Origin of the sequence: Methanobacterium veterum, assembly GCF_000745485.1 — an archaeon.
Classification (GTDB): domain Archaea; phylum Methanobacteriota; class Methanobacteria; order Methanobacteriales; family Methanobacteriaceae; genus Methanobacterium_D; species Methanobacterium_D veterum.
The window spans coordinates 674214-692001 of the sequence record NZ_JQJK01000008.1 but is presented as its reverse complement, the minus strand read 5'-3'; the positions used below and the strand labels follow the sequence as shown (position 1 = coordinate 692001).

The window sequence follows — 17788 nt, the reverse complement described above, 5'->3', positions numbered from 1 at the left end:
TATTCCTGATGTTCCTAGTTTTATTGGTTCGCTGAATGTAACTTTAATAGTTTTATTAACTGGAACGTTTACAGCATTATTTACAGGATCAACACTCGTAACAGTTGGTGAAGTACTGTCGACACTGAAATTGCTGTTAATTAGTCCATATCTAAACAATGCGTATCCTGATGATCCGTTGTCTATTGCTGCATTTATGTCGTTTTGTAATTCACCTGCAGGTATTGATGTTACATTACTATCTGAACGGTAAGTCTGAAGACCAGCTATGACCGGTGTACTGCCAGCTTGGCTGACTATATAAGAAATTTGTTTTCCTATCCATGTTGTACCATTACTTATACTGTAAGTACTGGTTGAGCTGGTGTACCCATAATTACCTTTGTAAACCATTGGGACTATAAAATCAAGGTATTTTGCAAGCTGAGCGTAGTCTTGACCGTAGTAATACGCATTCACAGATCCTTCAGGCATCACATCCGCTGAAATTGCTATTGATGAATTTAATGATTTAACCGTATCATAAACCCGTTGTACGAATGAGGTTATGGTCCCTGTTGCATCAGTATACTTGTATGCTGTTCCAGGATATCTTACGTAGTCCAGATTGATCCCGTCTATGTCATAATTTTTCACGATAGTAGTGATGCTGTTAATTAAAAACTGTTGTTGAGTTGTATTTGCTGGATTAACCCAGTTACCGTTTGCATCTATGAAACATGTAATCCATGCATGAACTCGTATATTAGTACCTTGTAATTTCTGTAGAATAGAGGTTAAGACACTTGGATACGTTGGAGTAGAAATTAGATTCGTTTTAACGAATACATCTGTAATCCCTAAGTTTTTAAGTGCCGTAACGTTTAAATTATTCACATCTTCAGCTTTTAACCAGATTCCCTTTACTTTTGAGTACGAACTTCCACCAGCGGCTTCATTAGATTGTGTAGTGCTGTTGTTATTTGTTATATTCGAATTATTGGTAGTTTTAGAGGAGCTTTGAATAGTTGTATTGTTGTTATTTGTTATATTGGTGTTATTTTGTTGTATTTCGCTAGTATTAGTTATATTTCCGGTTTGGTTTCCTGTAGCGGCAGATATGTTATTTATACTGAGCAATGCTAAGATTAAAATGATTAGCATTGTTAATAATCTTCGCTTCGTAATTTTACCGCCTCCATATCCAAAAAATACACCTATGGGGCCTCATAATATAAGAATATATTTTCTTAAAATTTAGAAACCTTTTAAACTTTTTGGACAGTATAATGTTCAATTTCACAGATTATATAAATCTTTTGGTTTGAAAATGTGAAATGGGCATTATTAAATCGTATTTTTTAATTTAAAACTAGCTTATAGCGTATTAAATAATTGTGTGTGCATTTATATGTTTGCGTTTTTATTTTAACTAAATAATCTATAATTAAAGCTATTTTTGGAAAATAAGCAACTATATATATGTTAATGTTTTATTATAGCGTCTTTAAATATAAGTTAATACAATTTTCGTACTTAAATTTAAGCCGCTAAGAATTTATATTTTGTAAAATGTAAATAAGATATTTTAAGGTAAAAAAAAGAAGTGGTACGTATGCTTAGAATGGTAAAGAAGCATATGTATCGTATATTTTCGCTGTTTTAGTATTCCAGTTTTTTATAACACCAAAAGTGTTTCTGTAGCTGGTTGCATCTGCATTGTACCATTTACCCTCAATGTATATTTGTGCCCATACATGTCCATACCAGTTACCGCTTGAAAATTTACAGTAACCGTGTACATATCTTGCGGGTATTCCTGCAGCCCTTTCAAGAGCTATCAGTAAATGGGCTGTATCAACACAATTTCCTGTTTTAGCATTTAGAGTGCCGACAGCACCATACTTGGTGTTGTAATAGAAGGAATAACCTAATTTATCTCTTACCCAGTTGAATATTGCCACTGCTTTGTCATATGCTGATGATTTACCGCTTGTTATTGATTTTGCCAGTGCTTGAATTTGTGAATTAGTTACCTGACAGTTCTTGGTGGTTTGAACATACTGTGACAAAGATTTTGATGCTTTTGTTTCGCCACCTGCTGCTAAGTAATCTGTACTTGTCGTGTTTGAACTGGTAATATCAATTGGGTTAGTACTGTTAGTTATATCTGTGGTGTCATTCGTATTTGTTAAATTACTATTTTCAGTTATTTCTTGATCGAGGTTATATGTCGTGTTTTCAATGTCTTCAGTGGCATATATGTCCTCCAAACTAAGCAGCGTTATACAAAAAACGATAATCACTGCTATTAATATTTTTACCTTAATTTTACCGCCTCCGTATCCAAAAACTACACCTACTAAATTTTATACTTTAAAAAATTCTTTTTATCAAATTTTAGAACCCTTTTTAGAGTTTATGGACAGTTTAATGTTCAATTTTGCAGATCATATAAATTTTTTGATTTAAAATTCGAAAATAAATGCTTTTAAATCTTATTTTTTCATTTAAAACTAGTTTATAACGTATTAAAATTAGGAGATATTGTTTATATAAATAGATTTATATTTTAAGTAAAAAAGCCGTAACTAAAATTATTTTAAAAAAATAAGGTCTGATAGATGATTTAAACGTTTAGTATATAACTTTCAAATGTAATTCTGTGCTGGTTTTATATTAAAAAGTATAAAAAGAAATGTTTTAGATAGGTTAAATCTACAAAAAATTCCTTAAATGATATTCAAACCTCTTAATGTAATCATATGATATTTATTTTAAGTATTAGCACGCTAAATCATTTATTTATATCTTTACCTAAGGAAAATGCTTTTTCAAGGTGTTTACCAATACCATAATATGATCTGGATGAAGGATCGTATAAAAATGGCTTAATTTGCTCTATGTCTGGATTTTCATTATCCAGTAAATTTTCATCCACTTTTACATCTATTATTTCACCTGTAAAGTGGGTGTGTAACCCTAGTTCAGTTGTGTTAACAAGTTTACATTCTAAAATAAGGGGAAACTCTTTGATGTAAGGTGCATCTACAAGTTCGCTTTTAACAGGTGTTAACCCTGTAGCGGCAAATTTATCTTCATTTTTTCCAGATGCGATTCCAAAATAATCTGCTTCTTTAATGTGGCTTTCAGAGGGAATATTCACTGTAAAAGCTTTTTTATCTAGAATATTTCCATGGGTGTAAGTAGCTTCTCTTACTGAAATAGAAACACAAGGCGGGCTGGAACATGATATCCCTCCCCATGCAACATTCATAGCGTTTGGTTTCCCATTTTCATCATAAGTTCCAATTATAAAAACAGGAGTGGGATATACAATAGTTTTTGCACCAATTGATTTTTTCATATTTATCACCGTTAAATAATATGAATGTTTCACTATTTATTACATTGCTGTTGGGGAGTTGCAGTGATATCTGTTTGAATGTGTTAATTATTTGTTAAAGTAGCGAAAAAGCGTAAATTAATACTGTAAATTGGATATAAATATTAATGGGATTAAAATGAAATTCGAAACTGAAATAGTAAAATTAGAAGCTCCAGAGGATTGTAACTTAATTTTAGGCCAGAGCCACTTCATAAAAACAGTTGAAGACCTTCATGAATCAATTGTAAATACGGTGCCTGGTGCTGAATTTGGACTTGCATTTAGTGAAGCTTCAGGAGATTGTTTGGTAAGAAAATCAGGTAATGAGGAATCCCTTACTAAGCTTGCTGCAGATAAGATGTTTGAACTTGGATGTGGCCATTCATTTTTAATATTTCTTAAAAATGCATATCCAATCAATGTTATACAGCGTATAATGAACGTGCCTGAAGTTGTAAATATTTACTGTGCAACTGCAAATCCTGTCCAGGTAATAGTTGCTGAAACTGAGCAGGGAAGAGGTATATTAAGTATAATAGATGGTTTTAAGCCTAAAGGAATTGAAAGTAAGGACGACGAAGAATACCGGAAGAAATTTTTAAGGGAATTTGGTTATAAATTTTAATAATAACCTAATCTTTACTTATTTTATAAAAATGAAAATTTAAACAATAGGATTTATTTTTTATTTTAAATATTTTTAAAGGGATTAATACTTCTTTTTAGAGTTTAAAGCTCACTATTTAAAAATATAATCTTTTTTAGGTTATGTGGGTGTGGTTAATGACACGCTGCAGAATTAGACATTTTTTACGCTGTAATTTTATCTAAAATCTGTTTATAATTATTATTTTTTTATATAAATCATTGAATTAAATTGCAGGTAGAAAAAAATTTATATTTTTATGTTCATAATTTAATACTATAATAAAAAGAGGTCATTTTATGAGTGAATCCGATGTCGTATTTAAAAAACTTGGTGGAGAAAAAAGGTTTGGTAAGGATAAAGTTGAAATAAAAGAAGATTACGTCAGATTTTTAAATAAAACAGGGGGAGTAGTACAAATTAATATTAAAGCCCCACGGGAAGAACTTATAGATGCATATGAATTTTTCTCTAAGATAAATGATATGGAATCTCTTGGAATGGACATTGCAAATTCAGGAGATAGATGGAATCATTATTTTAGAGGAGTAACTGATCTTACAGAGGATGAAAGCGGATCTGGATATAAATTTCAGGTTACTTTACAGATAAGGGACGCTGCTCCACAGTCACATGTACGTTAATATTGGGGGTAATCTAATTATTTTTCATTTTTTGCTTGCATACTATCAAAAACAAAGCTTAAGAAAATGCAAAGCATTTTCTGTGTTTGCGAATTGAAAATTCGCAACCGTAGAAATCGTAGATTTTTACATGCCGGAGGAAATTTATTTTCTCGGCCGCAAAAACCTCTGGTTTTTGCAGGCATCAAAACGAAGTTTTTGATAGTTTTTGACGCTATGAATCTTTCAGATTCGCGTGCTTCTTAAAAACATCATAAATTTCTTCAGGGCTCTTCAAGATATGTATGCCCATACTGGCCAGTTTATCAACGTGTTCTACGTCTTCTTTTCTTATAATCAATTCAAGATCACTTCCATCAGGAAGTTGTGTTACTGTAACACCTTCTTCTACGTCTGATGGCAGTACATAAATTGGAATATTTGCTTTTTGACCCATGATTGCTGCATTAGGAATTAATGAATCACCTATCCTTAATGCTATCTTTGCAACAGTATTGGATGTCGCCGGAGCGATTAACATGAATTCATAGGATCCAAGCTGTATTTCTCCTGCTAAAAAAGGTGCATTGGCATTAATTTCTACCCAAAGCCTGTCAAAATCAATCTCCAAAGGCTTAAAAAGGCCATAATATTTTAAAACCTGATCTCCAGCTTTAGATACGTATGCTCTTATTTCAAATTCATCCTCATATTCTTCTTTTATTTTTCGAACGATTTCTGTTATTTTTACCAGTTTATCGCCGCTTCCAGTTATTCCCCAGGCTACTTTTCGTTTTTTCATGACCTATTCTTTGTATTAACTTTTTATTGTTTTTTTCTATTTTTGCTTTAAAAAAGTACTTCATATCATAAACTTTAAGTTCAATACTGTATAATACAATTTCAAAAATTAAATTTTTAAACTGCTTATTAATTTAATTTTAAACCCTAATTAATAAAATTTAAGTTAAATTAAAATGAATATCAGGTTTATAGGTCGTGGTAATATCGAAGAAACTGGAAAAGACAAAAAAACAGTGGCAAAGGATGAAGAAATTTGCGAAGAAGAAGTAGAAGAAAAGCCTGAAAAGATAGAAGAATGTTATATCTGCCATAAAAAATTCAACATTAATGCAGATGATGAAAGTTATTACTGGAAGGGAAAATATCCATTTTGCGCCCATTGTGCTGAATTTTATGGATTTTACAGGTAGATAATATACATGCTGATTTTGTATTACTAAATTTAAATATAATCATAAATTTTTTATAGTTTAATGATCATAGTTAATGTTGGAAGAATGTCTTGCAAATATCTGAATTGAACTGAATGATATTTCAGGATGAAACCTGAAAATATTAAATAAGGGGAAATTGGAAGATAAATGTGGGATATTCTTCCACTTAATGTTTATATACTTATTTTGATTTATTTATAACCATTTTTGCTTAAGGCGGTTCACACGAAATTAAACAGTTCTTTGCAACTGGTAAAGGCGGTAAATGTGAAAGTAAGTCCTGCACAGTTGAATATTACCTTAAAGGTATAAGTTTCCCTGCAAGTAAGCAAGATATAATTTAACAAGCTGAGGATAATGGTGCAAATAAATCAGTTTTAAATATTCTGGACAGTCTGAGGGATAAAGGATATAATTCTTCTATAGATATAAGTAAATCCATGGAAAAATGAAATAATTATATAAAATGAGGATTTTATGGTAATAATCATTTTATAATTTTATTGGTATTATTTTTATAAAATCCATTGAAAAATAGATTTAAAAAGTAAATATGGAAATTTACTTTCTATTTTAAGTATTTAGAGATAAGGGATATTCCCCATTCGGCCATTTTAGTAGCTTCTTCTTTTGTTTTGGCTTCTGCAAAACATCTAAATATTGGCTCGGTTCCAGAAGGTCTTATTATAACCCATCCTTCCTCTTTAAAGATTTTAACTCCATCAGTTGTATCTACTTCAAATTCACGGGTTTCTTCTGCAATTTTCTGCATAACTTCCTGTTTTAACTCATCTGGACATTCTATTTTCATTTTTTCTGAATAATAAACCGGAAGTTCTTCAATGAGCTTTGAAAGAGGTTTTCCAGTTTTTGCAATTATTTCAATGACTTTAGCGGTTGAAAGAGCAGCATCTCTCCCGTAAACGAAATCAGGGAATATTAGCCCTCCATTTTCTTCTCCACCAAATAGGCCGTCTTTATCTTTTAGTTCTCTTGCAACAATTAAATCTCCAACTCTTGTTGCTGTAACTTCGCCGTTGTATTCATTTGCAATGTCGTAAATTGCAGAAGATGTAGCTACGGTTGTAACAATTAATCCCCCGTTGTTTTCTTTTAACATGTATTTTTCAACTAGTGCAAATGATTTATCACCAAAAACAAAATTTCCATTTTCATCTATACATATAGTACGGTCTGCGTCCCCATCATGTGCAACACCAATATCTGCTCCGGTTGCTTTTACAACTTCAATTAATTCTTTAAGATTTGGCTCTGTAGGTTCAGGGTCCCTCCCTGGGAAAAATCCATCAGGCTGGCAGTTCATGGTAAGTACTTCACAACCTAACTTTCTTAAAAGGTAAGGTGTTGTAAAGCACGCAGCTCCGCTTCCACAGTCTACAATTACTTTTAATTTCGCTTGTTTAATTGCTTCTGCATCTACACGATCTATGACATTCTGGATATACTCCTCTAGTATTCCTTCATCCTTTTCTACTTTCCCAATCTCATTCCAGGGTACTCTATCAGGGGCGCTGTCGAAAAACATATCTTCAATCTTTAGTTCCATATCATCAGGAGTTCCTATACCATAAGAATCCATTAACTTTATTCCATTATACTTTGGAGGATTATGAGAAGCTGTTATCATGATTCCCCCATCATAATAATTCCTAACAGCGAATTGGAGAGCAGGTGTTGGTAAAGCTCCAAGATCGATCACATCACATCCTGATGATAATAAACCGCTTATCACTGCATGCTTTATCATTTCTGTGGATGTTCTTGTGTCTCCTCCAACTGCAACTTTCCCTTTTACAAGTGTTCCATAGGATGCGGCAATTTTTGATGCAAATTCTGGAGTTAATTCTGTATTTGCAAGTCTTCTGACCCCAAATGTTCCAAATAGTCTTTTCATAAATTTCACCTTATCTTTAAAATTATATTAAAAGCTTTTAATTCTATTTATTTAATTAGATATGAGTATAAAGGTTATATTTGGCATAAACTATGTTCTTTACTTAAATAATCAGTTAAAAGCCTTAATTAGGCTAAATTTATTTAAATTCAATATAAACACTAATTTTACACCACATTAACGTTATTGATATGATTCTATCATTTATATTTTAAAGTATTAATCAATTTTGTTAAAAACATTAAGGTTCAGAAATACTGTGTATTTTAGAAAATGTTTTATATTTTTCTAACCTGAGAAAACTGCAAGAATCTATGATTTTGACGTTGAGGGAAATGCAATTTCCCGAACCGCAAATCTACGATTTGCCTGCAGCAAAAATTCTGTGCCCTGTTTTTGGCCATAAAAACTATTTTTGGGGATTTATTCAATTTTAATTGGATATATGCATATTATTTATTTGTATAATCTTTAAAAGAGATTTATGCTTTTATCAATACTTAAATTACCCTTGTAAGTCATAAGAAGGAATATCCATTTAATAGCGTTTTTAAACATTTGCAGTTTAATTTTAAAATGTGACATACGGTAAAAATTTAATACGATAAATTAATTAAATAGTGAATATCATTTACTTTTATAAAATGTTTACAAAATTGTATATTTTATGGACAATGTTTACAAAAGTAATCTAATGAACTTTATTTAAACAGGAAGTTAAAATGAAATTTATCACTATAATTCCGGCCTACAATGAAGAAAAAGCTATTGAGAGCGTAGTAAAATGTGCACTTAAATACTGTGATGTTTTAGTAGTGGATGACGGTTCGGGTGACAGTACTTATGGTCGCGCAAAAAGTGCAGGTGCTAAAATAGTAAAACATGAAAAAAATATGGGTAAAGGTGCCGCTATAAAATCTGGACTTAAAGAAGCTTTAAATCATAATTATGATGTTTTAATAGTGCTTGATGGTGATGGTCAACATAATCCTGATTGTATACCTTCCTTTATATCAAATATAGGGGATAATGAACTGATAATAGGTTCAAGATTTAAAAATGGAAATCCTGAGAATATGCCGGTTTGGAGAAAACTTTCAAATAAAATTACAACGGGTCTTATTAAATTTGTAACTGGCTACAACCTTACCGATAGTCAGAGTGGTTTTAGGGCCATGTCAAGGGATGCTGCGGAACTTTTTTTAGATATAAAATATGATGATTATGTATATGAATCTGAAATGCTTTATAAGGCATCTGAACATGAAATAGAAGTTAATGAAGCGTCAATACCATGTACGTATGGTGATGAGAAGTCTTATGTAACTAAAATACACGCTTTAAAATATATATTGTTTATTATTGGTCTTTTAGGCAGGAAATTCAAGGTTAGGATTATAAGTAATCCTATTGCTGCAAAATTAGGTAATTAGAGATAAGTATATTGAATATCCTTTAAAGATTTAATATGCAAAACCAGCATTTTCTGTAGAATTGGCAGTTAATATTTTTCTGAAAGCATCTTCAATTATTTTATATATTTATTAAACAATTTATTTTAGGAACATGCTTTACATAGTTCGCTCATGTTCACAAAAACTTCGGTTTTTTGATAGCTTGCAAAATTCTATGAATTTTCGATGGCTTGCAAAATTTCTAATTTTGCGCTCCAAAAAACCTTCGGTTTTTTGATAGCTTGCAAAATTTCTAATTTTGCGCATGCGAAAGCTTTGCTTTCGATGCACCAAACACTACGTGTTTGAGTGCTCCAAAAAACCTGTCAAAAATTGTAAATTTTTGACGTTGAAGGAAAACCGTGGGTTTTCCTAAACCGCGAAGCAAAGCTTCACAGGCCACGAAAATTTTTAATTTTCACAGGCTTCGGTTTTTTGAGAGATTTTTACATGTCCATGATCCTGTGCATGAGTTATACTTTATGTTAAATTGTAGTTTTAATTGATTATATGGGATTTATCTTAAAAAATGCAATTTACTTAACCAGTAACACCGAAAATAAATCGATATTATTTACACAACATTCTTGGCATGAGCGGCATAGTTTTATAACTAGTGGTTATAGACATACTTCAGATGAGCCTATCTATAAAATATCAAAGAGAAAGCAAGTGAGGAATCTAATTGAAACGATTTTATGTATTCGCTGTTAGTATAGCTTTAATTGTTTTGCTTGTATTGTGGGTAGGGCCTGCCAGTATTATAAATGCTTTTAAAACTGCTAAGTGGGAATGGCTTTTGGTGGCTCTTTTAATTCACCTTCTGGTTATTGAAGTAAGGGCTCTTAGATGGGGATTTATAATAAATAAGCCCTTTGAAATTAAAAATAATTATATTGTAAAAACAATAGGGCTTTTTGCAGGTAACTTTTCCCCAATGCGGACAGCAGGTGAAGTTCTAAATGCACTTGCAGGTAAAAAGATCAATAAAATATCCCTATCTGAAGGATTGTCTGCAGGGTTAACTGAAAGGCTTTTTGACTTTTTAATTGTGGCACTTCTGCTTATTATATCCTCTATATGGATAGAAAACATGCGTTTCGTGTCTATTATAGGGGCTGTTGGGTCTTTAATAATGGTGCTGTTGGTATATCTTGTAAATTGGAGAGAAGACACTAGTATATGGATATATAATAAAATTCACCCTGTTTTATGTAAACTGCCCATTAATAATGAAACTCTGGACAATATATATCTCAAGTTTACAGAAGGGCTAAAGGGAATGACTAGCCATACAAATTCCTTTACAACAAGTAAAAATTTAGTTTTTGTATCTATCTTAGCATTTATGTCGTGGATTTTAGAATGTCTCAGGCTCTATGTAGTATTTTATGCATTTAATGTTCAAATAAGTTTTACTTCAGTTATTATAATACTGATCCTGGCAAATATTATTGGAATAGCTTCTGCACTCCCTGGAGGAATAGGATCAATTGAATTATCCCTTACTGGTCTTTTTGCGCTATTTGGCGTGCCAACAGCGCTAGGTGGAAGTATAGCTCTTGCAGACAGGTTAGTTTCCTTCTGGATGGTTAGTGTACTGGGTATAATATTTTCATCTTACTATGCAAAGGATATACTGAGTGAAATTAAAAATTATACTTTGGATATCGGGGTTTTAAAGGATAAATAATCATAAACTGTACATTTAAACAATTATTTTTAGGGACTTTCCATCATTTAAAATTAGCTCCATATTTCCATTATACTGCTGCACTTTCCCTGTTATTTTCACCCTATGATTTATAAAGGACAGTGGAGTTAAATTATTCTTTTCAAGGTCTAATACTGCACTATCAAATATCACGGCTGTGGTTTTCCCAGTTCCATCTCTTAACTGTAAAAAATAAGTATTGCTTCTTGGAGATTTGTCTATTTTCTCGACCAAGCCCACAATTGATACATCTTCATCAAGCATTCCTTTGTTTAGGTCTTTTATTTTAATTTCTTGAGGTGTTATTTTGTCTGAAAGCAGCATCATTCCGGATAAACCTAAAATTGCAATTATCAAGGCTACTGTAAAAATTTGACTATCTTTCATATTGATCTACTCCATTGGCCCATTGAAGTATTTCAATATTTGCATATTTAAGTATTTACCTTTTATTTTGTGAAATAAACTAGAATAATGCGCAATATAACTAGACTAGAGCTAGAATGGTAATATCTGATATTATCTTGATATTTTTCATTTATTTGCAAAATTCATTAATTTCAAGTAAAAAAATAAACATGAAATGTGCTATGAAATTAACTTTTACTCTTAAAAATTGACTCCACGCGTTCAACAGTGTCAATATCTTCAATACTTAAATCTTCCCTTATTCTTTTAACAACAGGGAATCTTAAGGAGTAACCACCTTCGTATTCTGGACTTTTAACAATCTCACTGAATGCTACTTCAAGGATAATCTCAGGCTCTGATTTCACTTTCCTGCCTTTTTTTTCTATAATTGCGCTTTCAACTTTATTAGAGAGTTCGAGCAGAGTGTTATCATCGAGTCCAGTTGCGGTATGTGCTATTGTTTTTAAAGCTCCATTTCCATCCTGCGCAGCAACAAGATAAGAACCTATGAGGTTTGCCCTTCTCCCTCTGCCGTATATTCCACCTACAATTACTAAATCCAGAGTTTCAGGCGTAGCTTTAAATTTAAGCATCTTTTTGCCTCTTATACCTGGCATGTATGGGGCATGAGGGTCTTTTATCATTATTCCTTCATGTCCTTTTTCAATTGCAAGCTTGAAAAGGTCTTCTGCATAGGCGGTGTGTTCTGGTGTTACTTTGACCTGGGTACTGAGACCAAATTTTCCATCATCTATTTTGGAGATTGATTCAAGTATTTTACGCCTTTCCTCAAATGCCGTATCGATAAGTGGTTTTTCGAAGTAAAGAGCGTCGAAAAGATACAATGTTAATGGAACTTCAAGCCGTAATCTCTCAACTTCATACTTTCTCCGCACTCTCTGAAGGACATACTGGAACGAAATTGGCTTTCCCTCTCTCATAGCGATTATTTCTCCTTCAACAATAAAATCTTTATGGGGCAGGCATTTTTCGATGTATTCAACGATTTCTGGAACTGCATCTTTTATGTTATCCAGCCTTCTTGTGAAAACTTTGATTTCATCTCCAATTCTATGAATCTGGACTCTGAAACCATCATATTTAACTTCACAGAGGGCATAACCCATTTCTTTAATATCATCTTTAACGCTCTTTGAAAGTTGGGCAAGCATTGGTTTTACAGGTTTTCCCGGTATAAGTGTCAGATTTTTAAGACCTTCTTCTCCTTCTTCTTTGGCTACTTCTGCAACAAGGCCAGGATCATTTGTAAGCATCATAGCTCTTTCTACAACTTCTTTGTTTATGTTAAAAGCTTCTGAAAGGGCATCTTTGAGTGTACCTTCTCCGAGTCCAACTCTAAGCTCTTCAAGAACGGTTCTTGTGATGTATTTGGCTTCTTTTGGTGATGCAGATGAAAGAAGTTCACGTAAAATTTCTATCTTTTTGCCCTGTGCTTTTTTTCCTGATTTATCTGCCATTTTGTCCATATTGTTGTAAACTTTGACTATAGTTAGGGGCATTGTAAATAGAGTTGATTGAAATCTATTACTGAAAAGATATTCTGAAGCTAAACCGATGTCTCCCCTGTCCCTTACGCTGTCCTCCACAGCTTCAGGGCTCACACCTACAACTAATGATATGGCTTTCATAAGGAGTTTTAAACCTACTCCCATTTCTTTTTCGCTCCATGTTGGAAATACTTTCCCCAATGATAATAACGTGACAATTGGGAGAATTTCTGCATCAGTATTTTTTAGAAACTCCGCAAGAATTGCTGTCTTCTCAAGTCTTTTGGTGGTGGAATTCAATGCTTCATAGACATCCACGAGCTCTTTGTATTTCATTTTACTCTCTAGCTTGGCCATAATTATCACATATAGAATTAGATTTAATAAATAAGATCTTATAAAAACGTCAACTGTTCTGTTATACAATAGAACACTTATTAAAATAAACTTATCTCCACTTTCAAGTGTAGGTTAAAAATCTTTGATAGATAAATTAAACTTAAATTTTGAAAATTTTGTATTCATTTAAAGCTTTTAAATTTCAAAGTCTAATATATTAAACAAGTAATTAAAAAGGGGAATTTTATGCCTGAACTACCTGAAGTGGAAGCATTTGGAAAATATTTAGATAGGACTTCACTTGATAAAATTATTGAAAATGTAGATGTTAAGAACCCTGAACTTCTTCAAAATGTAGAGGCAGATGTCTTAAAAGAAAAATTAGAAGGTCACAAATTTAAATATACTAAAAGATATGGTAAATATACTCTTACATCTCTAGATAATGGATTCTGGCTAATTTTACATTATGGGATGACTGGAAGACTCAAATACTTCAAAAATAAGGATGAAGCACCTCATTATGATCGACTTCTTATAACTTTTGAAGATGAGAGCCACATTGCATTCGATGATCCGCGGAAGTTTGGAAAGATCAATTTGACTTCTTCAATTGGAAACTTTGTTAAAGAAAAGAAGTTAGGGCCTGATGCGACTGAAATTGATCTAAAAACATTTAAGCAGATATTTGAAAGGAAAAAAGGTGCCATTAAATCAGCTTTGATGGATCAGCATATAATAGCTGGCATTGGAAATATATATTCTGACGAAATACTTTTTCAGACGTGTATTCATCCTAAAGCGCCTGCTAATAAGTTAAATAATTACCAAATAGAACAAATTTTTAAAGTAATGAAAGACGTGCTTAAAACATCGGTGGATAAAAGAATCGCAGGCGAAGAACTTCCAGATTCATTTATAATTCCTCACAGAAGAAAGAATGGAAAATGCCCAAATTCTGATATAAAATTAAAAACAATTAAAGTTTCAAGTAGAACTGCTTATTATTGCCCTGAATGTCAAAAAGAAATATTTGAGTAAATATGCATGTTTCATCTCCATGAAATTATTTTTCACTTTTTAGGAAAAGTAATACTAATACCATAATTAATAAAAGATATTTTTATTTTTTTGCCTGTTTGTATTGTTATAAGCCAAATTAATTGCTTTAATATCTATTTTTAACTAGTGCTGGACAAAACTATTTTGATATGTGTTTTTAATTGTCTCTAATATTGGTCATTTTGCTTATCTAAAAAAAATTATGAACAGATCGGTAATAAAGTAATAAAAATTTAAATATTATGAATAACAAAATGGTAGGCATGGCAGTTTTGGACCTTGTATGGATGGTTGCATCATATGCTGCTTTACTGGCATTTATAGCAATAGTGGGAGTTCTAATCTTTAAGTTTGGAATTACTTCATTTAAACTGGCAATAAGTACTGTGGGAGCAACTAGGGGAATAGAAAACATCAGGGGTGTTGTTAATCAACCAGGTCGTAGAACTAGGGATGAATCGGATGAAATGGAAATCATTGTTTCTTATATTACTCGTTTTGTACAAAAAAGCGTAGAAAGAAATCATTATGCAAAATATATTTATGAAACACTTAGAATTGAACTTATTCTTTACTACATTAAGTCTTTAGATCATTTTGTAGAATCTAAACTTGAAAATGTAGATTATGCAGGATACATGCAGGCTCTATTTAATATTGAGAAAATTACATCACGTGCTGATTCTTTAAAGAACTTCATAGAATCTAAACGTGAAAAGAATTTTGCAAAATATGCATATATACAGTTGTTTAAGAAATAGTATTATATGAATTTAGAAGAGCTTTGTGAAGTTGCAAGTACCTGTGTTAAATGCCCATTACATGAGAGCAGAACCAAAGTTGTTTTTGGGGAAGGCTCGAAAAATGCTAAAATAATGCTTGTAGGGGAAGCACCTGGAAAAAAAGAAGATGAAACTGGAAGACCATTTATTGGAATGGCAGGTAGGATTTTAAGTGAGATAATAGAAGAAGCAGGCATGGATCGGTCTGATATTTATATCACTTCAATTGTAAAGTGCAGGCCTGAAAACAACCGAAAACCAAAAAAGTTAGAATATACTACCTGTATTGATCTCTATTTAAACAAGCAGATAGAATTAATTGACCCTGATATTGTGGGATTGCTTGGAAACAGTGCAGCTTATGCCTTAATTGGTAAAAAGAATATTAAACAGATTCATGGAAATACATACGAATTAAACGGTAGAAAATATATGGCTCTTTTCCACCCAGCTGCAGCGTTGTATTCACGTGTACTTTTACCCCAATTAAAAGAGGACATGGTAATTCTTAAAAAAGCTGTTGAACAGTAGTTATTGGGAGCTATCGATCATTTTTTGCAGCATTTGAGCATTTTTGGGTGCATTTGCATTATAATCATTATTAAAATAACAAAATACTTGATCTGAATTTGATTCTTTTAGCTTATCTACCCATTCTTTCAATTCTTTATCTGAATAAAGATAGTGGTATTTTTCACTTCCAACTCCGTGAAATCTAATGTAAGTGATATTTGCTGTTGTTACAAGATCGTCGGGAAGATCAGCAGATGAAACCGAACAAAATCCTACTTCAGATTCGTTTAATAAGTCATAAACTTCGTCATTATACCAGCTCGGATGTCTAAATTCTATAATATTATTTTTTGAAAGGTCAAACTGGTTGACGGCATTTTTTAAAAAGTCAATATCTTTTGATTTTTGAGGAGGAACCTGGAATAATATGCATCCTAATTTTTCATTAAGAATTTCTGCAAGACCATAGAATCGAGTAAGTGTGCTTTGTGTGTTTTTAAATCGTCTTCTATGGGTAATAACCTGATTGGCTTTTAGAGTAAGTTTAAAATTGTCGGGAGTTTTGTTATACCACCCTTTAACTGTCTTTTCGCTTGGAAATCGATAAAAAGTGTTGTTAATTTCTACGGTGTTAAACTGTTTAGAGTAGTATTCCAACCATCTTGACTTACTTAGTTTTTCAGGATAAAAATTTCCTGCCCAGTCATTATAATACCATCCAGAGCAGCCTAAAAAGTATTTTTGATTTGATTTCATTTTTTTAAAATAATTTAATAGATAATTATTTTATTTAATATTTAACCCGGGATTATTCCCGGTAAATTGTACCGTGTTTTAATTCATAATTTCGCCACGCCCTTGTAACAGGGACTTGATCTTCGTCCCACTCCTGTTCAAGGTCATTTATTACTATGTTACGTATTTTTGCTGAGGATATTTCTTCTTTACCTTGTACCGCTTGATTTACGTCCTTCAAAGTTTTATCTATGAGTCTTTTTTTGGCATGTGTTTTATATCCTGCTTCTTTAACTGCACTTTCAACAGAATTTTTTACTTTTTGTTCGTTAAAAGGCTCTTTTTTCCCGTTTCTTTTAATTACATAGGTCATAAATTCACATCCTCCAAATATAAAAGTTAACTTTTAAAGAGAAACTATAAAATCAAAATATAAACATATAGGACGTTATTTAATTAAACTGTCTAAAATTAATTAAATAAGAATATACTCATTATTAGGCTAATGTGGGGAGTTTAATTAGTTCTCCCCTAATTATAGATTATCTTCTGCGTCCGCCTTTTTCTTCATAGATAATTCCATGTTCTTCTTCATAATTTCTCCATGCCTGCCCAACTGTTGTTTCTCCGGCCTGTTCTTCATCTTGGTCTAAGTCATCTATTACTATATCTCTTATTTCGTTTGTTCTTACTTCATTTTTGTTCATTACCTGCTGTTTTACATCGTTTACTGTATTATTAATTAAGCCACTTTTTTGTTGTGGGTTTAGTCCGGCATCCTTAATTGCACTTTCAATGGAATTTTTTACTTTTTGTTCGCTAAACTGTTCTCTTTTACCGTTTCTTTTTATAACATCTGTCATAAATTCACCTCCACCATTTAAGATATTATTTCATAAATTTAGACTAAAATAACCTTATTTATCTAAAAAGGGTTTAAAATAGAAATTTTAAGAAATCAGTAGTTAATTCCATGCTGGCGTTCATACTGCTTCCATGCGTTGGCAACTTGCTGATCATCTTGTTCTAAATCATTTAATACGGTGTCTCTTATTTGTCTTGTTTGAATTTCATCCTTGCCTTGAGCCATTTGTGCGGCATCCTGTGATGCATGTTCTATAACGTTCATTTTTTCCTGCGGGCTAAAACCAGCATCTTTAACTGCATTTTCAACTGCGTTTTTTACTTTTTGTTTGCTAAATTGCTCTCTTTTTCCATTACTTTTTATAACATCTGTCATAAATTCACCTCCACTATAATGAAAATCATGTAAAAAATTTATCCCATGATCGTATCATATTACTTTATAATTTAGTATTACTTATTGAGTGATTTATGAACATCTATCTATAAAAAAGTTTAGATCAAATTATTTTTATTGGGGTAATTATTGGAAAATAAGCTGTTAAACTGGTTTATATATCTTTCAGCGATTATATATCATTTTTAAAGGTTATATTTAAAAAGAATAGTATCTAATC

At 31.9% G+C, this 17788-nt stretch carries 19 protein-coding genes; 8 read left to right on the top strand and 11 right to left on the bottom strand.

Annotated features, from left to right (window positions below; all coding sequences use genetic code 11):
• The 3 genes from EJ01_RS03625 to EJ01_RS03615 form a co-directional block, all read right to left on the bottom strand.
• A partial coding sequence (locus EJ01_RS03625; protein ID WP_048192843.1) for a putative glycoside hydrolase occupies positions 1–1143 on the bottom strand: 1143 nt, incomplete at its 3' end.
• A gap of 455 nt (positions 1144–1598) precedes the next feature.
• Entirely contained in the window at positions 1599–2252 is a 654-nt protein-coding gene (locus EJ01_RS03620) for a transglutaminase-like domain-containing protein (protein ID WP_052375797.1), read from the bottom strand.
• A gap of 524 nt (positions 2253–2776) precedes the next feature.
• Positions 2777–3346 (bottom strand): flavin reductase family protein, encoded by a 570-nt coding sequence (locus EJ01_RS03615; protein WP_048080518.1) that lies wholly within the window; start codon positions 3344–3346, stop codon positions 2777–2779.
• Positions 3347–3503: 157 nt separating this feature from the next.
• Between EJ01_RS03615 and EJ01_RS03610 the strand changes: the two genes are divergently transcribed.
• The gene (locus EJ01_RS03610; RefSeq protein ID WP_048080517.1) at positions 3504–3992 is read left to right on the top strand and encodes an adenosine-specific kinase; all 489 of its coding nucleotides are present in this window, start codon (positions 3504–3506) and stop codon (positions 3990–3992) included.
• A 320-nt stretch (positions 3993–4312) separates the two neighbouring features.
• Complete coding sequence (locus tag EJ01_RS03605; RefSeq protein WP_048080516.1) at positions 4313–4657, top strand: hypothetical protein; 345 nt, start codon at positions 4313–4315, stop codon at positions 4655–4657.
• A gap of 214 nt (positions 4658–4871) precedes the next feature.
• On the opposite strand, the gene afpA is transcribed toward EJ01_RS03605, so the two are convergent.
• Entirely contained in the window at positions 4872–5438 is a 567-nt protein-coding gene (gene afpA / locus EJ01_RS03600) for an archaeoflavoprotein AfpA (protein ID WP_048080515.1), read from the bottom strand.
• Between the two features lie 175 nt (positions 5439–5613).
• On the opposite strand from afpA, the gene EJ01_RS03595 reads away from it, so the two are divergent.
• Complete coding sequence (locus tag EJ01_RS03595; RefSeq protein WP_048080514.1) at positions 5614–5850, top strand: hypothetical protein; 237 nt, start codon at positions 5614–5616, stop codon at positions 5848–5850.
• Positions 5851–6442: 592 nt separating this feature from the next.
• Here the strand turns inward: EJ01_RS03595 and glmM are convergent.
• Positions 6443–7789 (bottom strand): phosphoglucosamine mutase, encoded by a 1347-nt coding sequence (gene glmM, locus EJ01_RS03590; RefSeq protein WP_048080513.1) that lies wholly within the window; start codon positions 7787–7789, stop codon positions 6443–6445.
• 722 nt (positions 7790–8511) lie between these two features.
• Between glmM and EJ01_RS03585 the strand changes: the two genes are divergently transcribed.
• Both EJ01_RS03585 and EJ01_RS03580 read left to right on the top strand, forming a co-directional pair.
• Positions 8512–9222 (top strand): glycosyltransferase family 2 protein, encoded by a 711-nt coding sequence (locus EJ01_RS03585; protein WP_048080512.1) that lies wholly within the window; start codon positions 8512–8514, stop codon positions 9220–9222.
• Between the two features lie 706 nt (positions 9223–9928).
• Entirely contained in the window at positions 9929–10936 is a 1008-nt protein-coding gene (locus EJ01_RS03580; RefSeq protein ID WP_048080511.1) for a flippase-like domain-containing protein, read from the top strand.
• Positions 10937–10951: 15 nt separating this feature from the next.
• On the opposite strand, the gene EJ01_RS03575 is transcribed toward EJ01_RS03580, so the two are convergent.
• Entirely contained in the window at positions 10952–11344 is a 393-nt protein-coding gene (locus EJ01_RS03575; RefSeq protein WP_048080510.1) for an OB-fold nucleic acid binding domain-containing protein, read from the bottom strand.
• 209 nt (positions 11345–11553) lie between these two features.
• On the bottom strand, positions 11554–13212 hold the full coding sequence (locus EJ01_RS03570; protein ID WP_048080509.1) for an ATP-dependent DNA ligase: 1659 nt from the start codon (positions 13210–13212) through the stop codon (positions 11554–11556).
• A gap of 249 nt (positions 13213–13461) precedes the next feature.
• Between EJ01_RS03570 and EJ01_RS03565 the strand changes: the two genes are divergently transcribed.
• The 3 genes from EJ01_RS03565 to EJ01_RS03555 all read left to right on the top strand — a co-directional run bounded on the left by EJ01_RS03565 (position 13462) and on the right by EJ01_RS03555 (position 15590).
• Positions 13462–14256, top strand: coding sequence for an Fpg/Nei family DNA glycosylase (locus EJ01_RS03565; protein WP_048080508.1), 795 nt, complete (start codon positions 13462–13464; stop codon positions 14254–14256).
• 284 nt (positions 14257–14540) lie between these two features.
• Complete coding sequence (locus EJ01_RS03560; RefSeq protein WP_157197542.1) at positions 14541–15038, top strand: hypothetical protein; 498 nt, start codon at positions 14541–14543, stop codon at positions 15036–15038.
• A 6-nt stretch (positions 15039–15044) separates the two neighbouring features.
• The gene (locus EJ01_RS03555) at positions 15045–15590 is read left to right on the top strand and encodes a uracil-DNA glycosylase (protein ID WP_048080506.1); all 546 of its coding nucleotides are present in this window, start codon (positions 15045–15047) and stop codon (positions 15588–15590) included.
• On the opposite strand, the gene EJ01_RS03550 is transcribed toward EJ01_RS03555, so the two are convergent.
• From EJ01_RS03550 to EJ01_RS03535, 4 genes are all read right to left on the bottom strand, one after another.
• Positions 15591–16328, bottom strand: coding sequence for a DUF72 domain-containing protein (locus tag EJ01_RS03550; RefSeq protein WP_048080505.1), 738 nt, complete (start codon positions 16326–16328; stop codon positions 15591–15593).
• A gap of 52 nt (positions 16329–16380) precedes the next feature.
• On the bottom strand, positions 16381–16680 hold the full coding sequence (locus EJ01_RS03545) for an ATP cone domain-containing protein (protein ID WP_048080504.1): 300 nt from the start codon (positions 16678–16680) through the stop codon (positions 16381–16383).
• 169 nt (positions 16681–16849) lie between these two features.
• On the bottom strand, positions 16850–17170 hold the full coding sequence (locus tag EJ01_RS03540; protein ID WP_048080503.1) for an ATP cone domain-containing protein: 321 nt from the start codon (positions 17168–17170) through the stop codon (positions 16850–16852).
• Between the two features lie 95 nt (positions 17171–17265).
• Entirely contained in the window at positions 17266–17547 is a 282-nt protein-coding gene (locus EJ01_RS03535) for an ATP cone domain-containing protein (RefSeq protein WP_048080502.1), read from the bottom strand.
• Positions 17548–17788 lie beyond the last annotated feature (241 nt).

Excerpts from the sequence above, each read along its gene's own strand:
- EJ01_RS03615 (WP_048080518.1), bottom strand. The coding sequence starts at position 3,346 with ATGAAAAAATCAATTGGTGCAAAAACTATTGTATATCCCACTCCTGTT.
- EJ01_RS03610 (WP_048080517.1), top strand. The coding sequence starts at position 3,504 with ATGAAATTCGAAACTGAAATAGTAAAATTAGAAGCTCCAGAGGATTGT.
- EJ01_RS03605 (WP_048080516.1), top strand. The coding sequence starts at position 4,313 with ATGAGTGAATCCGATGTCGTATTTAAAAAACTTGGTGGAGAAAAAAGG.
- afpA (WP_048080515.1), bottom strand. The coding sequence starts at position 5,438 with ATGAAAAAACGAAAAGTAGCCTGGGGAATAACTGGAAGCGGCGATAAA.
- EJ01_RS03595 (WP_048080514.1), top strand. The coding sequence starts at position 5,614 with ATGAATATCAGGTTTATAGGTCGTGGTAATATCGAAGAAACTGGAAAA.
- glmM (WP_048080513.1), bottom strand. The coding sequence starts at position 7,789 with ATGAAAAGACTATTTGGAACATTTGGGGTCAGAAGACTTGCAAATACA.
- EJ01_RS03585 (WP_048080512.1), top strand. The coding sequence starts at position 8,512 with ATGAAATTTATCACTATAATTCCGGCCTACAATGAAGAAAAAGCTATT.
- EJ01_RS03575 (WP_048080510.1), bottom strand. The coding sequence starts at position 11,344 with ATGAAAGATAGTCAAATTTTTACAGTAGCCTTGATAATTGCAATTTTA.
- EJ01_RS03570 (WP_048080509.1), bottom strand. The coding sequence starts at position 13,212 with ATGAAATACAAAGAGCTCGTGGATGTCTATGAAGCATTGAATTCCACC.
- EJ01_RS03565 (WP_048080508.1), top strand. The coding sequence starts at position 13,462 with ATGCCTGAACTACCTGAAGTGGAAGCATTTGGAAAATATTTAGATAGG.
- EJ01_RS03560 (WP_157197542.1), top strand. The coding sequence starts at position 14,541 with ATGGCAGTTTTGGACCTTGTATGGATGGTTGCATCATATGCTGCTTTA.
- EJ01_RS03555 (WP_048080506.1), top strand. The coding sequence starts at position 15,045 with ATGAATTTAGAAGAGCTTTGTGAAGTTGCAAGTACCTGTGTTAAATGC.
- EJ01_RS03550 (WP_048080505.1), bottom strand. The coding sequence starts at position 16,328 with ATGAAATCAAATCAAAAATACTTTTTAGGCTGCTCTGGATGGTATTAT.
- EJ01_RS03545 (WP_048080504.1), bottom strand. The coding sequence starts at position 16,680 with ATGACCTATGTAATTAAAAGAAACGGGAAAAAAGAGCCTTTTAACGAA.
- EJ01_RS03540 (WP_048080503.1), bottom strand. The coding sequence starts at position 17,170 with ATGACAGATGTTATAAAAAGAAACGGTAAAAGAGAACAGTTTAGCGAA.
- EJ01_RS03535 (WP_048080502.1), bottom strand. The coding sequence starts at position 17,547 with ATGACAGATGTTATAAAAAGTAATGGAAAAAGAGAGCAATTTAGCAAA.